Source organism: Shewanella psychropiezotolerans (assembly GCF_007197555.1).
Taxonomy (GTDB): Bacteria; Pseudomonadota; Gammaproteobacteria; order Enterobacterales; family Shewanellaceae; genus Shewanella; species Shewanella psychropiezotolerans.
In genome coordinates this window covers 5,742,796-5,761,982 of record NZ_CP041614.1, presented here as the reverse complement: position 1 = coordinate 5,761,982, position 19,187 = coordinate 5,742,796, and the positions used below count along the sequence as shown (strand labels likewise).

Genomic DNA, 19,187 nt, shown 5'->3' with positions numbered 1-19,187 from the left:
CTGTCAGTCGCCATCTTCAGTGACGGTGCCGGCATCGCTATCGCCTTGGCCAACGGTGATGTCAGCCGGGTCGTTGGCGCCGACAATGGTGATGATCACGTTGTGTGAGGCGGTGCCATCGGCACTGGTCACTGTGATGGTACGGGTCAGCGTCTGGCCGTCAGTCAGTGACTGCACATCTGCATGGTCGTTATTAAGGTGTAACTCCAGTTGCCGTCAGCGTCGATGCTAAAGCTACCGTAGTTGCCATCGGCACATCAGATTGTACCTGGAATACCGCTTCGCCAGTATCGACATCGGTGACGGTCAAGCTGCCAGAGACCATTTCAACGGTATCGACATCGCTGTCAGTCAGACCATCTTCAGTGACGGTGCCGGCATCGCTATCGCCCTGGCCGACGGTGATGTCAGCCGGGTCGTTGGCGCCGACAATGGTGATGATCACGTTGTGTGAGGCGGTGCCATCGGCACTGGTCACTGTGATGGTACGGGTCAGCGTCTGGCCGTCAGTCAGTGACTGCACATCTGCATGGTCGTTATTAAGTGTGTAAGTCCAGTTGCCGTCAGCGTCGATGCTAAAGCTACCGTAGTTGCCATCGGCGACATCAGATTGTACCTGGAATACCGCTTCGCCAGTATCCACATCGGTGACGGTCAAGCTGCCAGAGACCATTTCAACGGTCACTGCATCGGTATCGGTTGCGCCATCTTCAGTGACGGTGCCGGCATCGCTATCGCCTTGGCCAACGGTGATGTCAGCCGGGTCGTTGGCGCCGACAATGGTGATGATCACGTTGTGTGAGGCGGTGCCATCGGCACTGGTCACTGTGATGGTACGGGTCAGCGTCTGGCCGTCAGTCAGTGACTGCACATCTGCATGGTCGTTATTAAGTGTGTAAGTCCAGTTGCCGTCAGCGTCGATGCTAAAGCTACCGTAGTTGCCATCGGCGACATCAGATTGTACCTGGAATACCGCTTCGCCAGTATCCACATCGGTGACGGTCAAGCTGCCAGAGACCATTTCAACGGTCACTGCATCGGTATCGGTTGCGCCATCTTCAGTGACGGTGCCGGCATCGCTATCGCCTTGGCCAACGGTGATGTCAGCCGGGTCGTTGGCACCGACAATGGTGATGATCACGTTGTGTGAGGCGGTGCCATCGGCACTGGTCACTGTGATGGTACGGGTCAGCGTCTGGCCGTCAGTCAGTGACTGCACATCTGCATGGTCGTTATTAAGTGTGTAAGTCCAGTTGCCGTCAGCGTCGATGCTAAAGCTACCGTAGTTGCCATCGGCGACATCAGATTGTACCTGGAATACCGCTTCGCCAGTATCCACATCGGTGACGGTCAAGCTGCCAGAGACCATTTCAACGGTCACTGCATCGGTATCGGTTGCGCCATCTTCAGTGACGGTGCCGGCATCGCTATCGCCTTGGCCAACGGTGATGTCAGCCGGGTCGTTGGCACCGACAATGGTGATGATCACGTTGTGTGAGGCGGTGCCATCGGCACTGGTCACTGTGATGGTACGGGTCAGCGTCTGGCCGTCAGTCAGTGACTGACATCGGCGTGGTCGTTATTAAGTGTGTAAGTCCAGTTGCCGTCAGCGTCGATGCTAAAGCTACCATAGTTGCCATCGGCGACATCAGATTGTACCTGGAATACCGCTTCGCCAGTATCGACATCGGTGACGGTCAAGCTGCCAGAGACCATTTCAACGGTCACTGCATCGGTATCGGTTGCGCCATCTTCAGTGACGGTGCCGGCATCGCTATCGCCTTGGCCAACGGTGATGTCAGCCGGGTCGTTGGCACCGACAATGGTGATGTTCACGTTGTGTGAGGCGGTGCCATCGGCACTGGTCACTGTGATGGTACGGGTCAGCGTCTGGCCGTCAGTCAGTGACTGCACATCTGCATGGTCGTTATTAAGTGTGTAACTCCAGTTGCCGTCAGCGTCGATGCTAAAGCTACCATAGTTGCCATCGGCGACACAGTTTGTACCTGGAAGACCGCTTCGCCAGTATCCACGTCGGTGACGGTCAAGCTGCCTGAAACCATTTCAACGGTCACTGCATCGGTATCGGTTGCGCCATCTTCAGTGACGGTACCGGCATCGCTATCGCCCTGGCCGACGGTGATGTCAGCCGGGTCGTTGGCACCACAATGGTGATGATCACGTTGTGTGAGGCGGTGCCATCGGCACTGGTCACTGTGATGGTACGGGTCAGCGTCTGGCCGTCAGTCAGTGACTGCACATCTGCATGGTCGTTATTAAGTGTGTAACTCCAGTTGCCGTCAGCGTCGATGCTAAAGCTACCATAGTTGCCATCGGCGACATCAGATTGTACCTGGAATACCGCTTCGCCGCTGTCGACGTCGGTGACGGTCAAGCTGCCAGAGACCATTTCAACGGTCACTGCATCGGTATCGGTTGCGCCATCTTCAGTGACGGTGCCGGCATCGCTATCGCCCTGGCCGACGGTGATGTCAGCCGGGTCGTTGGCGCCGACAATGGTGATGATCACGTTGTGTGAGGCGGTGCCATCGGCACTGGTCACTGTGATGGTACGGGTCAGCGTCTGGCCGTCAGTCAGTGACTGCACATCTGCATGGTCGTTATTAAGTGTGTAAGTCCAGTTGCCGTCAGCATCAATGCTAAAGCTACCATAGTTGCCATCGGCCACATCAGATTGTACCTGGAATACCGCTTCGCCAGTATCCACATCGGTGACGGTCAAGCTGCCAGAGACCATTTCAACGGTATCGACATCGCTGTCAGTCAGACCATCTTCAGTGACGGTACCGGCATCGCTATCGCCCTGGCCGACGGTGATGTCAGCCGGGTCGTTGGCGCCGACAATGGTGATGATCACGTTGTGTGAGGCGGTGCCATCGGCACTGGTCACTGTGATGGTACGGGTCAGCGTCTGGCCGTCAGTCAGTGACTGCACATCGGCGTGGCTGTTATTTAGGGTGTAACTCCAGTTGCCGTCAGCGTCGATGCTAAAGCTACCGTAGTTGTCATCGGCGACATCAGTTTGTACCTGGAATACCGCTTCGCCGCTGTCTACGTCGGTGACGGTCAAGCTGCCAGAGACCATTTCAACGGTCACTGCATCGGTATCGGTTGCGCCATTTTCAGTGACGGTGCCGGCATCGCTATCGCCTTGGCCAACGGTGATGTCAGCCGGGTCGTTGGCGCCGACAATGGTGATGATCACGTTGTGTGAGGCGGTGCCATCGGCACTGGTCACTGTGATGGTACGGGTCAGCGTCTGGCCGTCAGTCAGTGACTGCACATCTGCATGGCTGTTATTTAGGGTGTAAGTCCAGTTGCCGTCAGCGTCGATGCTAAAGCTACCGTAGTTGCCATCGGCGACATCAGTTTGTACCTGGAATACCGCTTCGCCAGTATCCACATCGGTGACGGTCAAGCTGCCAGAGACCATTTCAACGGTCACTGCATCGGTATCGGTTGCGCCATTTTCAGTGACGGTGCCGGCATCGCTATCGCCTTGGCCAACGGTGATGTCAGCCGGGTCGTTGGCGCCGACAATGGTGATGATCACGTTGTGTGAGGCGGTGCCATCGGCACTGGTCACTGTGATGGTGCGGGTCAGCGTCTGGCCGTCAGTCAGTGACTGCACATCTGCATGGTCGTTATTAAGTGTGTAACTCCAGTTGCCGTCAGCGTCGATGCTAAAGCTACCATAGTTGCCATCGGCGACATCAGATTGTACCTGGAATACCGCTTCGCCAGTATCGACATCGGTGACGGTCAAGCTGCCAGAGACCATTTCAACGGTATCGACATCGCTGTCAGTCAGACCATCTTCAGTGACGGTACCGGCATCGCTATCGCCCTGGCCGACGGTGATGTCAGCCGGGTCGTTGGCGCCGACAATGGTGATGATCACGTTGTGTGAGGCGGTGCCATCGGCACTGGTCACTGTGATGGTACGGGTCAGCGTCTGGCCGTCAGTCAGTGACTGCACATCTGCATGGTCGTTATTAAGTGTGTAACTCCAGTTGCCGTCAGCGTCGATGCTAAAGCTACCGTAGTTGCCATCGGCGACATCAGTTTGTACCTGGAATACCGCTTCGCCGCTGTCGACGTCGGTGACGGTCAAGCTGCCAGAGACCATTTCAACGGTATCGACATCGCTGTCAGTCAGACCATCTTCAGTGACGGTACCGGCATCGCTATCGCCTTGGCCGACGGTGATGTCAGCCGGGTCGTTGGCGCCTGTTATTGTTATTGTTAAAGTCTGTGTTAGCGACTCAACACCATCAGTTGCCGTATAAGTGAAAGTGACATCGGCAGTGGTTCCTGCCGCTAAGGCTTCAGCTAGTACGCCATTGGCCACAAAGCTGTAGCTACCATCGGCGTTCATGGTGAGCGTGCCGTACTCGTTCACCACTATACCCGCTGCGCCATCGGCAACAGCAGTGGCTGCACCTGTAGTGCCAGAGAGGATCCCTGTGACAGTAAGTTCATCGCTGCTATCAACATCAGTGTCATTACTGAGCACACCGTTATCGGTGTTGACGGTGAGGGTGGCGTTCTCATCGACATCACTGATATCTGCTACTAAGACTGGTGCGTCATTTTCTGGCGTTACTGTGATAGTTAGAGTCGCAGTTTCACCTGTATTCGTCGTATATGTAACGATCGGTGCTACACCATTCCAATTGTCCCATGGCATGAATGAGTAACTGCCATCAGCTTCCATAGAGAAGACACCACTGAAAAGCTCCATACCTTCACCAGCAAGGTAAACTGTTGGGTCGTCTCCGATGGTGAAGCTTACTACTTCAGTGTTTTCACTTTCATCGTTTGTCAGAACATTACCAGTTGCTGTAACCTCCTCATTGACAGAGTTTGTATCATTGGCCGTATCTGTATTGTCATCATTGACGACTATGGTGAGTGTCGCTGATTCGCCGGTATTAGTCGTGTAAGTAATTACCGGGACATCGCCATTCCAGTTTTCCCAAGGAGTAAATGTATAGCTACCGTCTGCATTAAGCTCTAGCGTACCGCTAGTAAGCTCAACGCCTTCACCAGTTTGGTAGACTGCATTGCTGCCTTCAACGGTAAAGCTTACAACGCTAAGCGCATCATCGACATCTACATCGTTATCAAGCACGTTGCCCGTTGCGACAGTGTCTTCATCGATAGTCTTGCTGTCATTGGCGAGTACACTTGGATCATTGACTGGCGTGACCTCTAAGGTCAGAGTCGCGGTAGAGTCGGTATTGGTTGTATAAGTGATGACAGGAACTGAGCCGTTCCAATTTTCATTTGGCGTGAAGGTATAGGTGCCATCTTCATTGATGACCAGTGTGCCGCCTTCAAGCTGTACTGTTGTACCAGCGGTGTGGGTTTCACCATTTACTTCGAAGCTAACCACAGACAGATTATTGTCGATGTCTGAGTCGTTATCTAATACGTTGCCTGTTGCCACGCTATCTTCGTCGATAGTGTTGCTGTCATTAGCGAGTACACTCGGGTCATCAACTGGCGTGACCTCTAAGGTCAGAGTGGCTGTAGAACCTGTATTGGTTGTATAAGTGATGACAGGAACTGAGCCGTTCCAATTTTCATTTGGCGTGAAGGTATAGGTGCCATCTTCGTTGATGACCAGTGTGCCACCTTCAAGTTCGACGGTAGTGCCTGCAGTGTGAGTTTCACCATTTAGTTCGAAGCTAACCACAGACAGATCATTGTCGATGTCTGAGTCGTTATCTAATACGTTGCCTGTTGCCACGCTATCTTCGTCGATAGTGTTGCTGTCATTGGCGAGTACACTTGGATCATTGACTGGCGTGACCTCTAAGGTCAGAGTCGCGCTAGAGTCGGTATTGGTTGTATAAGTGATGACAGGAACTGAGCCGTTCCAATTTTCATTTGGCGTGAAGGTATAGGTGCCATCTTCATTGATGACCAGTGTGCCGCCTTCAAGCTGTACTGTTGTACCAGCGGTGTGGGTTTCACCATTTACTTCGAAGCTAACCACAGACAGATCATTGTCGATGTCTGAGTCGTTATCTAATACGTTGCCTGTTGCCACGCTATCTTCGTTGATAGTGTTGCTGTCATTAGCTAGTACACTTGGGTCATCGACAGGCGTGACCTCTAAGGTTAGTGTCGCGGTAGAGCCAGTATTAGTTGTATAAGTGATAACAGGAAGAGTGCCATTCCAGTTACTCTCAGGGGTGAAAGAGTAGCTACCGTCTTCGTTGATGACGACAAATCCACCTTCAACACTGACAAAGACTCCGGCGTCATATGTAATACCGTCAATCTGAAAACTTACTACTGTAAGGTCATCATCAACATCTGAATCATTATCGAGTACGTTACCTGTCGCTGTTTCACCTTCATTGATCGTGTTTGAATCATTATTAACAATACTAGGATCATCAACAGCGATGACGTTTAGCGTCAACGTGGCAGTTGAGCCTGTATTAGTTGTGTAGGTGATGACAGGGACTGTGCCGTTCCAGTTTTCATTTGGCGCGAAGGTATAAGTGCCATCTTCATTGATGACTAGTGATCCACCTTCTAGTTGAATCGTTGTGCCTGCTGTGTAATTTTCGCCGTCAACTTCGAAGCTGACGACAGACAGGTCATCATCTATGTCTGAATCGTTATCTAATACATTGCCTGTCGCGACGCCATCTTCATCGATAGTGTTGGTGTCGTCAGCTAATATGGACTCGACATCATAGTTTTCTGATGTATTAGCAGTACCTTGTGCTCCGCCAGCTCCAAAGCCATATACAACAGCCTCTATAACTGTATCTGGGTCATTAACTAGCTCAGATCCTGCAACTTCAATCGAGAAGGTGCCGTCGGCATTCATCTCTGTCTGATAGGTTTGACCATTAATCGTGATAATGACTATACCGACAGTAATAGAGGCATCTGCCGAAACTGTACCAGTGACAGTAATGGTCTGATTGCCCTCTGCATCGGTAATTAAGTTATCACCCGTAATTGGATCGATATCTATGCTTACCGCTGTATTGGAAGGGCCATCATTATCGAAGATTCGCAGTGTACCTTGGGCGTCGACGAGAGCCGCATTTACTGGGTCGGTCAGGTTGACAATTGCAAACTCAGGGCTGTCTTCGATGATTAAATCATCAACAATCGGCACAGTGATATAGGCGGTTGTTTCACCCGGAAGGAAGGTTACTGTGCCAGATACAGCGATGAAATCTTCGCCAAATAGTGCTGACAGCTCTTCTGTACTGTAGTTAACGGTGATTGTTTCTGTGCTTGCCTCGCTCAATGTGAGGGTAAATACTGCGTTTTCCATCCCTTCAATCACGATAACATAATCAATATCTATCTGGGGGAGGCCTGAACCATCGGCATCATTGTCAAAAATGGCAAATTGCAGTGTTTCATCGTAAACATTTTCACCCGTGACTTGGGCAACGAAATACTCGGTAGGCTCTATAGCTACATCATCAAAGATAGGTACACGTATGATGACACTGTCGTTTCCAGCCTCTAAGACAAAGCCAAAAACAGGACGAGGAATACTGCCGCTATAGTCAACCGATGTGACTGTCATAGTCTGCCAAGTGAGGCCACCATCATTCGAATACTCTAGTGGTACTAGATAGTCATCGGCGTATTCAGCAATTGGAAAACCAAGCTGCTCACTCATGATCTCACTGGTAAAGTTGATTTCTAATAGTTGATCATCTGCGAAGGTTAGTTCACTGTTTAAGGTAAACTGATTGAAGCCGTCATGCTCAAATACATCGGGAATATCCGCTGAAAGATGTGATTTAAATTGATCTTGTGTTGCTGAAGTGACCTCTCTGAAGGCGGTCCAATCTTCTACACGGTAATCGATACTTAGACCTTCTAAGTCATATTGAGTTATACCAGCATTGAGAATTATCTCGTAATTACCGTTCCCAAGATCGACGAGTGTACCTATGTCGGCAAAGTCAGCATTAAGTTGTACATTTTTAACGACTAAATTTTCAGTTGTTACCTGCTGACCTGAAGCGCCTGCGAGTAGGTCGTTAGCTGTAAAGGTGATCTTTCCATCTAATTCATTGTAATTGTAGGTAATTAGCCCGCCAGGTACATCAAGTATATCAGCTGTACGATCGTCTGCTGTTACCGGCCCGCGATCACCGGCTAAGTCATCGATAGTGTCGGCAACATGATCCATTGCCAGGGTCTCGAATATATTCGCGCCGCTAGGGTCTAACTCTGAGTCTCGAGTGAAGATAATACCCAGCTCAGCCAGTACGAGAGATAACATCTCTTTACCCGCAGTTGCTAGATTCAGTGGCTGACCAGTAGTGGGGTCGACATAGCCCGTTAATGCTTCATGAATCGCTGCAATAATGTTGATGTTAGATGCGTAACTATCATCCAAATTGACTATACTATTAGTCTGTAAGACACCATCGTCGGTTCCATCACTGAGGTCGTTATCTAGAGCCTGTAAGAAGATAGCCATGTTCTCAACATAGTTCATGTTGCTATCTGACAAAGATGTACCAGCAATGTCTTGAAGGAAAAGAATAGTGCCTTGAATTGCATCTGCACTAAAGCTAGCAATGATGACGTCACCAATACTAAAGGTGATGGTATCGCCTGGGTTATAAGCAAATGAACCATCAGCTCCTACATCACCGGTAAATCCACTTAGGCCTGATGACGTCGTATAGGCAACACCATTGACAAAGTTATCGGTAAACTGGGCTATGTTAACGTTATCTGTTATTTGATTGTCTGTTTGAGCCAAAGAAAGGTTAGCCGTTAATGCCGCATTTGCATCAAGAGGTGCACCGAAAGAGGTGTCGAAGCCTGAACCTGCTAAAGTTTCATCACCGCTACGTCCTAACGATACAAAGTCACCACCTTCGTTACCATTTGCACCAGCACCTGCTGCGGTATCGGGCCCTTCTGTAGGATCTTCACCTGCTGCGATTTGAGCTTGAATAGCTTGAATCTCGTCAGTAATTGACGTGTCAGCATCTGCTATTTCAGAAGTTTCATCTTGTGCTGCTGCACTGGAGAAAGTTGCGCCATCTTCATAAGCTATTTCAAGCTCTGCATCTTCAGGGATAAAGAGTGTTGTGCCAACCGGAAGTTGTTCACCAGGTGCTATGAGCCGTCTTTCACCGTTTATTTCAACGGCGATCTCTCCATTAGCAATTAAAACTTGTCCGTGTTGTGTGGTGACTAAAGATTTCATTCTTAACTCCAAGCAAATAGTATCAACAGTGCAGCTCTGGTAAACCCTTTTCCCAACGTCAGCAGCATATCCTTACAATGGGATCACAAATGTTAACCCATGTAGTGGCGGTGGTCAATTTGTTGACGGTTGAATATCTATTTGTGGGTAATCCGATAGTTTTACGTGCTTCAAAATTGCTGCGTGTCGGTTAGTTGTGTTGAATGTTGTGTTTTTGTGTTTAGCTGACGGCAGGGGGCTATTGAGGTTTTTTTACTGGTTTGTTAGTTCAATTTGGCACTTCTTGCCATCGAAAGGATTCAGTCAAGTGTTGTCAGGCATCGAAGTGTCAAAAATAGATAACGGTCCGGGATGTGCTAGATAATGTAATCGCTGGTAAGAAAGGGGTAACGGGTTCGAAATCGTGCTCAATTTGTACTTCTACAACTTTGCCGGCACTTTGATCGCGAAGTTGATTCGCGTCCTCTTCCCATGTAGTGGTAACTCGTATTCGTTCTAGAGGCTGTGCCCTTTGCAACACATGAGCCTCAATTTTCGCATCGTTAGTCGGTGAATCTCCTACTCTACGTAAATCATCACCAGCTTCAGCGCCTCTGACTACAGCATAACGCACACCTTCTCGAGCAGCATGAGCAACGGCTCCGTATGCGTATATCATCCTGGCACCATCGAGAATAGCAAACAGAATGAGAAAAAATATGGGAGCGACAATTGCAGCTTCTACCGCAGCTAAACCTTTTTGGAATTTGCTAGACTTCTTACCGAATAGCTGGCTTGATTGTTTATATTTTTTCATCGCTATTGTGCCCTAATGGTAGCAGTTCTGCTTATTACAAGTTGATTGGGTATGAGTGGATAAGAAACTACGGTACGAAAATCGCGTGTTGCAGTTACCTCCACAAATATCTCAACCTGACCAGTGCATAAGTTGTTAGTACAAAATACTTCACTACTGCTACCAGAGCATTTACATACACGTTTCGAACTTACAGCCACCGGATCTGAGTTAAAGGCATCACTAATGAGATCGCTCGCTTCCGAAAGTGCAGAGGCCCTTATTCCAGATGTGTCAATGACGAGATTGGTACTTTGCGCCGCATACCCCGCTGCTGCACGTGCGGCATTAGTCGTGGTAATCGACACATACATGACACGACCGAAATCGATTACTGCCAGCATAATAAAAATGATAATAGGTAAAACAATGACGGCTTCGATGGCTGCAACCCCCTTTTGTTTAGTTGAGCTCAAAGTGAAGTGCTTTTTTACATCCATTTATTACTCCTTACTCAACTAAGGTGACCCGTTTTAGTGGGGAGCCCCCTGAGCCGGTGAAATTACTAATCTCCACGGTCGAGCCACTTGAAATTTCTAAGAACTTCGACACTAAGATAGTATCTGATGGGTTACCCGTTGAGTTACTGTGAAACTTAAGGTGCTGATTACCTACGTATATTGCTCCGGCTAAGGTTGCCGTCACGCTGCTATCTATTCTGTTTAGTGGGTAAGAGCCTGGATTATCAGAGGAGGGGGCATCTCTATCTGAAAAGAAGAGTATGCCATCTAGATCGTTGACACATTCACTGCCGCTAGCGCCGCCGTTACAGAGTGGCGCGGAAAAGTTAACTTCAGAGCTTGAGTTGATATCCAGAGTCCAGAACCATTCTTTACCTTTTTCAGGGTCATGATCTGAATCAGGGTCATCACAGGCCCAATAGCAAGTGTTATAAAATGAAACTCCTGGGCCGATGGCTTCTGAGTCTGCTCCTTCAACAGTGAGCCCACCGCCTCGAAGAATGTATACCCCAGTACTAAGGTTTGCAGTGCCTTTTTTCACTAATATGCCGCCACAATAAGTACCTGAAAATAGATCGACTGAGCCATTGGTATCTATGGTGTATGGCTCATAGGGGCCACCTGAGTCTTTCTTTTTTCCACTACATCCACTGGCATTACAACTCTCCTCCGGCGGACATGCGCCAGAGGTTCTATCCACTGTCGGCGGCGTTAGGCCTGCAAAAGGGTCTGGAGCGGGTAAGGGGGATTCTTCGGGTGGTAAGCCCATGCCGCTGAGAGGGCAGTTCCCATTATTATCACATTGATAGGCCTCGCCGCCTAAATCACAAGTTTGTCCGGTTGTATAACCTCCAACAACAGTGATCATGCCGGCTTTCACACAAGCTCCACTCTCAACCACGCTGGCTGCACCGCTATCGTCTGAATTTACCCAAATTCCACAGCGTGCGTCGAGTACTGAGTCACTAGTGACTTCGAAGGCTTTTTTTTGTTCGTTGTCGAGGACATATACGCAGTTGATCCCGCTGGCGGTGTTACCATTCGCTACGGCTCTTACCTTGTAGGGGATAGAATCTATGTCGAGTATTTGTGAGAAGAAGGTGAGGGTTGGCTGGGTGATGATCACTTCTACTGAAAAGGGATCACCGATATAGAAGCCTGATAATGGTGGATGGTTAATCTCGACGTTGATACCTTGGTTACCTTGAGTAAAGCCGTTGACTATGGCTTCTGCGTTAGCCGCTGTGACAATAGTGAGGTGGTCTCGGCCATAAAACTTTTCGAAAGCTCCAGCTAATGCTGCCGCATCGGCGGCAGTTTGCGCTCGTCGATAATCAGAATAAACTTTCCCTGAGTCTAAGGCTAAGCCAGCCATGGCGATTAAGGCGAGTAAAGACACCACAGCTAATGGTGCGATAATGCCTTTCATCTTTCGGCCCAGAGAGCTTATTTCGACCATGAAAGCACCTTAGTTTAGTTCTTGTTAGTCATTCCTCACTTAAGTCTAGTAGCGATAATCTTGTTCATCAAATAAGTAAAAATGAGCAGGCTAATGAACTCATTAACCTGCTGTAATTAAGCAACATCTACGATGAGTGCATTATTATCGAGTAAACCTTGGATAATGGCTTGATCACCAACTCCGGCTAAACTGGTTCCTTGAAGAAGAATAGTGATAGTGTCGGTGCCTCCCCCATTACCATCAAGATCGATAGTGATAATCGTATCTCCGCCTGAAACATCGAAAGATAAATAATCAAGGAGGTCTACCGCATCATCAGTTTCACCAGAAAGAAGCTCGGAAAGGTCGAGTACATCTTCTAAAGCATCGAAGTCCAATACAGTATCGCTTTCGCCGTTGATTGAATCAGTATTCCAGGTGAAGGTGTCATCGTCTGCACCTCCGTGCATCTCGTCATCACCTCTGCCACCAACTAATTCATCGGTGCCATCACCTCCAAACAACAGATCGTTACCGCTACCACCTAGTAGCAGGTCATCTCCCCCTTGACCAAACAAGATATTGTTGCCATCACCGCCAGTAAGAATATCATCTCCGTCGTTTTCCCGAGATACATCGAAGTCACTCGCATTTTCTGATACGTAGGTGTGAACCTCATAAATTGAGATATTACCATCTAAATTTAAATCGCTACCCGTTTGATCATCGACATATTCGACAAGTGCATCGAACCCTTCTAAATCAATACCGTCAAACTCAATCAGATCACCAAAGATAATATCGTTACCATTTCCCGCATTTAGATCATCATCACCGGGCAACAAGGCTGTTTGTAAGATGGCATCTGCTAAGTTATCGACATCGACACTCGTCAGTGGGGTAGCACCCGAGTCGAATTGATCCAGTATATAATCTGGGTCATTTGGGTTAAATGCATTTCCTAGCCCTATTGCTTGGACGTAAGTCAGGTTTTCAAAGGTGAGCAATGCAAAAGCTGCAACGGCAGCGAGGTAAGCTTCTTCATAGTTATTATCATCATCACCAGGTCTTGTGGGCTCACCATCAGTAACGAAGAAAGTGTAATTCATCCCTATGTTTGTTGAAGCCAATCCAGAAGTAAACCAAGTGGTCGCAAGGTTAAATGCGGCCTCATAATTTGTCCAACCATCACTATTCATATCTTCTAGAGCTGCCTCAATGATACTTGCATCTAAATTTGATAAATCAATATTTAGAAGAATTTCAGCACCTGTATTGAAGTCTATTACTAAGATATTTACGACTCCGGGATTACCTTGACCAATGGTCGATATCAACTGGTTTAACACATTTGTTATCTGCGTTCTGGCGGTATCAACTGCGCTCCCCATACTGCCAGAAGTATCAATAATAAAGGCTATATTATAATTCTGACCTGGGCCGAAGCCTGTTGTATCACCTATGAGAACATCATGGGCATCGCCAGTTTCTACAGTGGTGTCATCTTCTGGTCCAAATGTTTCTTCAGAATAGACCTCAAAATAAACCGTTGCTGTATCTGTGTCGCCATTGCCATCATCTATGGTGTAGGTGAAACTGGTTGGCGCATCCTCACTACCGTCGTGTTCAAAAGTAAAATTACCATCCTCATTAATAAATAAGGTGCCGCCAGTTATTTCAACTTCGGCATCACCATTATTATCAAACACTACTGCGACACCATTGATGTGCGTGATTAGCAAAGTATCACTATCAATATCACTATCGATACCGTTACCCGTATCATCATCAATGATGTTGCCGATTACTGATTCGCCTTCGTCTACATGGTAGGTATTGTTTCGGGCATCAGGTATAAAGTTTTCAGGCTCTAAGGTGATGGTGAAGTGTCCATCGTTTTCGGGGGTGAATATGACTGCATCTCCATCGTTATCTGTTGCACCATAGGCAAACTCTAAATCGATTGGCGTATTGAAAAGTGTATCTACTGAGGATAAACCGATGACTTGGAAAGCGTCTCCGCTGAAATAGGATATTTCAATGGACATAATAGACAAGCCATTAGGCGCTACCTCCTCGAGAACTAAGGTGCCATCAATAATAGCGCCAACTACGTTCTTAGTTGTTCCATTTGAATAAGTCACAACATAGTCGATAACACTATTGCCATTATTTTGTCCATTGTTACCGGTTCCAAGGCTTATTGCTGCAAGTGAGGTTCCATCTATACCATATTCGAATTTAATGGCTTCATTTGAGCCCACAGAGTTTTGAGGGCCAACTCCAATGCCATGTACATTTGAATTGACTGAAGAGGCTGAGCCATTGAAAGTACCGGTTATGGTAGAGATAACCATAGCCGCCTGATCATCTTGAGCGTAAATGGAGCCGTCTGTGTCGACATAGTAGGCGGCATTGTTACCTGCAGGAGCGCTACCTAGGTCATAATCGATCACGACTTCAACGTCTACCTTATCGAGTAATGTGAACTTGTAATCGTAATGCCCAGTGCCATCAGGAATAGCCTGTAGGGTAAATACGGCTACATTACCCGCCATAGCGGTTAACGTATCACCGTTCATGGTATAAATTAAATCTATACCATTGGATTGCAGCCCTTGGGTAATGACTTCAAAATCTACACTACCGAAGCCATCGGCTCCAGGATCGAATAAGTTGCCAGTGATCATTTCGTTAATAGTATGAGGCATGCTGGGAGTTGCTAATTCATCTACTTCATCGAGAGGAGCATCATCTTCGATAATGACATTAAGTTCTGTACCTACATTTCCAACCCCATCATTAATGTTGACTCCAAAATTAATAGACATGAGATCTTCGGTATCATTGACAAGGTGATCCAGTGGTCCGAGTAAGTTAACGGTATATCCCACACTATAAACAGAGGCGTTAACGCTAACTGAGCCAAGCACTATAGTCATAACAACTATGTTGTTTGCAGTTCCTGTTAAGGTATTTGTATTACCGTCCCAGCTCCAGTTGACTAAAAAATCATCAGAGTAAATGTCAGTTGTTGAGGTACCTAATGACACGGTAATATCTAAGACATCTGGATTGTCAACATCTGTAAAGGTTAGTGTACCTCCATCTGTAGGAAGGTCGGTTGTATCCGTTGGATCACCTACATCATCAATAATTCCGTTTGTTAATCCTTCTTCTGAAACTATAAGGGAATCAATGTTGGTGATTTCTGGCAGGTCGTTGCTACCTTCGACTGTGATGGTGACATCATGGGTATCGGTACCACCAAATTCATCGGTAACAGTGACGGTAAAGATCTCATCATGGCTCTCGCCGGAGGACAACTCGTTAACCAGGTCGCTGTCATTTAGCGTATAGGTCCACTCGCCAGTAACAGGGTCTATGACAAACTCACCGTAGATACCGGAATCATCACCTGACCAAGTCCAACTGGCGTTATTATCGACATCGCTGGCTAATAAAGTGCCGCTAATGACATCAATACTATCTTCTATAACGGTACCGGTATCGTCAGGAATATTAAGAGAGATAATCGGCGCATCGTTGGTACCTTCGACAGTGATGGTGACATCGTGGGTATCGGTCCCCCCAAACTCATCGGTAACGGTGACGGTGAAAATTTCATTATGACTCTCATTGGAGGCGAGCTCGTTAACCAGATCGCTATCGTTGAGGGTATAGGTCCACTCGCCAGTAACAGAGTCTATGACAAACTCACCGTAAGTACCGGAATCATCACCAGACCAGGTCCAGCTGGCGTTGTTATCGACATCGGTGGCAGACAGGGTGCCACTGATGGCGGCGATACCGGGCTCAGGGGTGTTATTGTTGGCAGGGTTAGCATCAAAGTCATCAATAATCCCGACTTCGACAACCGTGCCAGTATCTTCGGCATCTAAGGTGGTGATAATCGGTGCATCGTTGGTACCTTCGACAGTGATGGTGACATCGTGGGTATCGGTCCCCCCAAACTCATCGGTAACGGTGACGGTGAAAATTTCATTATGACTCTCATTGGAGGCGAGCTCGTTAACCAGATCGCTATCGTTGAGGGTATAGGTCCACTCGCCAGTAACAGAGTCTATGACAAACTCACCGTAAGTACCGGAATCATCACCAGACCAGGTCCAGCTGGCGTTGTTATCGACATCGGTGGCAGACAGGGTGCCACTGATGGCGGCGATACCGGGCTCAGGGGTGTTATTGTTGGCAGGGTTAGCATCAAAGTCATCAATAATCCCGACTTCGACAACCGTGCCAGTATCTTCGGCATCTAAGGTGGTGATAATCGGTGCATCGTTGGTACCTTCGACAGTGATGGTGACATCGTGGGTATCGGTCCCCCCAAACTCATCGGTAACGGTGACGGTGAAAATTTCATTATGACTCTCATTGGAGGCGAGCTCGTTAACGAGATCGCTATCGTTGAGGGTATAGGTCCACTCGCCAGTAACAGAGTCTATGACAAACTCACCGTAAGTACCGGAATCATCACCAGACCAGGTCCAGCTGGCGTTGTTATCGACATCGGTGGCAGACAGGGTGCCACTGATGGCGGCGATACCGGGCTCAGGGGTGTTATTGTTGGCAGGGTTAGCATCAAAGTCATCAATAATCCCGACTTCGACAACCGTGCCAGTATCTTCGGCATCTAAGGTGGTGATAATCGGTGCATCGTTGGTACCTTCGACAGTGATGGTGACATCGTGGGTATCGGTCCCCCAAACTCATCGGTAACGGTGACGGTGAAAATTTCATTATGACTCTCATTGGAGGCGAGCTCGTTAACCAGATCGCTATCGTTGAGGGTATAGGTCCACTCGCCAGTAACAGAGTCGATGACAAACTCACCGTAAGTACCGGAATCATCACCAGACCAGGTCCAGCTGGCGTTGTTATCGACATCGGTGGCAGACAGGGTGCCACTGATGGCGGCGATACCGGGCTCAGGGGTGTTATTGTTGGCAGGGTTAGCATCAAAGTCATCAATAATCCCGACTTCGACAACCGTGCCAGTATCTTCGGCATCTAAGGTGGTGATAATCGGTGCATCGTTGGTACCTTCGACAGTGATGGTGACATCGTGGGTATCGGTCCCCCCAAACTCATCGGTAACGGTGACGGTGAAAATTTCATTATGACTCTCATTGGAGGCGAGCTCGTTAACGAGATCGCTATCGTTGAGGGTATAGGTCCACTCGCCAGTAACAGAGTCGATGACAAACTCACCGTAAGTACCGGAATCATCACCAGACCAGGTCCAGCTGGCGTTGTTATCGACATCGGTGGCAGACAGGGTGCCACTGATGGCGGCGATACCGGGCTCAGGGGTGTTATTGTTGGCAGGGTTAGCATCAAAGTCATCAATAATCCCGACTTCGACAACCGTGCCAGTATCTTCGGCATCTAAGGTGGTGATAATCGGTGCATCGTTGGTACCTTCGACAGTGATGGTGACATCGTGGGTATCGGTCCCCCAAACTCATCGGTAACGGTGACGGTGAAAATTTCATTATGACTCTCATTGGAGGCGAGCTCGTTAACGAGATCGCTATCGTTGAGGGTATAGGTCCACTCGCCAGTAACAGAGTCGATGACAAACTCACCGTAAGTACCGGAATCATCACCAGACCAGGTCCAGCTGGCGTTGTTATCGACATCGGTGGCAGACAGGGTGCCACTGATGGCGGCGATACCGGGCTCAGGGGTGTTATTGTTGGCAGGGTTAGCATCAAAGTCATCAATAATCCCGACTTCGACAACCGTGCCAGTATCTTCGGCATCTAAGGTGGTGATAATCGGTGCATCGTTGGTACCTTCGACAGTGATGGTGACATCGTGGGTATCGGTCCCCCAAACTCATCGGTAACGGTGACGGTGAAAATTTCATTATGACTCTCATTGGAGGCGAGCTCGTTAACCAGATCGCTATCGTTGAGGGTATAGGTCCACTCGCCAGTAACAGAGTCGATGACAAACTCACCGTAAGTACCGGAATCATCACCAGACCAGGTCCAGCTGGCGTTGTTATCGACATCGGTGGCAGACAGGGTGCCACTGATGGCGGCGATACCGGGCTCAGGGGTGTTATTGTTGGCAGGGTTAGCATCAAAGTCATCAATAATCCCGACTTCGACAACCGTGCCAGTATCTTCGGCATCTAAGGTGGTGATAATCGGTGCATCGTTGGTACCTTCGACAGTGATGGTGACATCGTGGGTATCGGTCCCCCCAAACTCATCGGTAACGGTGACGGTGAAAATTTCATTATGACTCTCATTGGAGGCGAGCTCGTTAACGAGATCGCTATCGTTGAGGGTATAGGTCCACTCGCCAGTAACAGAGTCTATGACAAACTCACCGTAAGTACCGGAATCATCACCAGACCAGGTCCAGCTGGCGTTGTTATCGACATCGGTGGCAGACAGGGTGCCACTGATGGCGGCGATACCGGGCTCAGGGGTGTTATTGTTGGCAGGGTTAGCATCAAAGTCATCAATAATCCCGACTTCGACAACCGTGCCAGTATCTTCGGCATCTAAGGTGGTGATAATCGGTGCATCGTTGGTACCTTCGACAGTGATGGTGACATCGTGGGTATCGGTCCCCCCAAACTCATCGGTAACGGTGACGGTGAAAATTTCATTATGACTCTCATTGGAGGCGAGCTCGTTAACGAGATCGCTATCGTTGAGGGTATAGGTCCACTCGCCAGTAACAGAGTCGATGACAAACTCACCGTAAGTACCGGAATCATCACCAGACCAGGTCCAGCTGGCGTTGTTATCGACATCGGTGGCAGACAGGGTGCCACTGATGGCGGCGATACCGGGCTCAGGGGTGTTATTGTTGGCAGGGTTAGCATCAAAGTCATCAATAATCCCGACTTCGACAACCGTGCCAGTATCTTCGGCATCTAAGGTGGTGATAATCGGTGCATCGTTGGTACCTTCGACAGTGATGGTGACATCGTGGGTATCGGTCCCCCCAAACTCATCGGTAACGGTGACGGTGAAAATTTCATTATGACTCTCATTGGAGGCGAGCTCGTTAACGAGATCGCTATCGTTGAGGGTATAGGTCCACTCGCCAGTAACAGAGTCTATGACAAACTCACCGTAAGTACCGGAATCATCACCAGACCAGGTCCAGCTGGCGTTGTTATCGACATCGGTGGCAGACAGGGTGCCACTGATGGCGGCG

The 19,187-nt window shown here is 48.6% G+C and carries 9 protein-coding genes and 2 pseudogenes; all 11 read right to left on the bottom strand.

Features of this window, described 5'->3' with window-relative positions; genetic code table 11:
• Positions 1 to 3 precede the first annotated feature (3 nt).
• The gene (locus tag FM037_RS25170; RefSeq protein ID WP_185976908.1) at positions 4 to 177 is read right to left on the bottom strand and encodes a VCBS domain-containing protein; all 174 of its coding nucleotides are present in this window, start codon (positions 175 to 177) and stop codon (positions 4 to 6) included.
• A pseudogene (locus FM037_RS30500) lies at positions 165 to 230 on the bottom strand (hypothetical protein); the annotation flags it as partial. The gene FM037_RS25170 and the pseudogene FM037_RS30500, both read right to left, overlap by 13 nt.
• 140 nt (positions 231 to 370) lie before the next feature.
• Positions 371 to 1,999, bottom strand: a pseudogene (locus FM037_RS25160) (VCBS domain-containing protein); the annotation flags it as partial.
• Between the two features lie 72 nt (positions 2,000 to 2,071).
• A complete protein-coding gene (locus FM037_RS25150) occupies positions 2,072 to 9,244 on the bottom strand; it encodes a retention module-containing protein (RefSeq protein ID WP_144048254.1) in 7,173 nt (2,390 codons plus the stop codon).
• Positions 9,245 to 9,572: 328 nt separating this feature from the next.
• Positions 9,573 to 10,040: a TadE family protein gene (locus FM037_RS25145; RefSeq protein WP_144048253.1), complete on the bottom strand. Its 468-nt coding sequence runs from the start codon at positions 10,038 to 10,040 to the stop codon at positions 9,573 to 9,575.
• 2 nt (positions 10,041 to 10,042) lie between these two features.
• Positions 10,043 to 10,519: a TadE family protein gene (locus tag FM037_RS25140; protein ID WP_144048252.1), complete on the bottom strand. Its 477-nt coding sequence runs from the start codon at positions 10,517 to 10,519 to the stop codon at positions 10,043 to 10,045.
• A gap of 10 nt (positions 10,520 to 10,529) precedes the next feature.
• Positions 10,530 to 11,999, bottom strand: coding sequence for a pilus assembly protein TadG-related protein (locus tag FM037_RS25135; protein WP_144048251.1), 1,470 nt, complete (start codon positions 11,997 to 11,999; stop codon positions 10,530 to 10,532).
• Between the two features lie 116 nt (positions 12,000 to 12,115).
• Positions 12,116 to 16,525, bottom strand: coding sequence for a VCBS domain-containing protein (locus tag FM037_RS25130; RefSeq protein WP_407695678.1), 4,410 nt, complete (start codon positions 16,523 to 16,525; stop codon positions 12,116 to 12,118).
• Between the two features lie 110 nt (positions 16,526 to 16,635).
• Positions 16,636 to 17,403, bottom strand: coding sequence for a VCBS domain-containing protein (locus FM037_RS30495; protein ID WP_407695677.1), 768 nt, complete (start codon positions 17,401 to 17,403; stop codon positions 16,636 to 16,638).
• Complete coding sequence (locus tag FM037_RS25100) at positions 17,391 to 17,813, bottom strand: VCBS domain-containing protein (RefSeq protein ID WP_144049130.1); 423 nt, start codon at positions 17,811 to 17,813, stop codon at positions 17,391 to 17,393. The genes FM037_RS30495 and FM037_RS25100 overlap by 13 nt, the downstream gene beginning before the upstream one ends.
• Complete coding sequence (locus FM037_RS25095) at positions 17,768 to 19,168, bottom strand: VCBS domain-containing protein (protein WP_407695676.1); 1,401 nt, start codon at positions 19,166 to 19,168, stop codon at positions 17,768 to 17,770. Before FM037_RS25095 ends, FM037_RS25100 begins: the two co-directional genes overlap by 46 nt.
• Positions 19,169 to 19,187 lie beyond the last annotated feature (19 nt).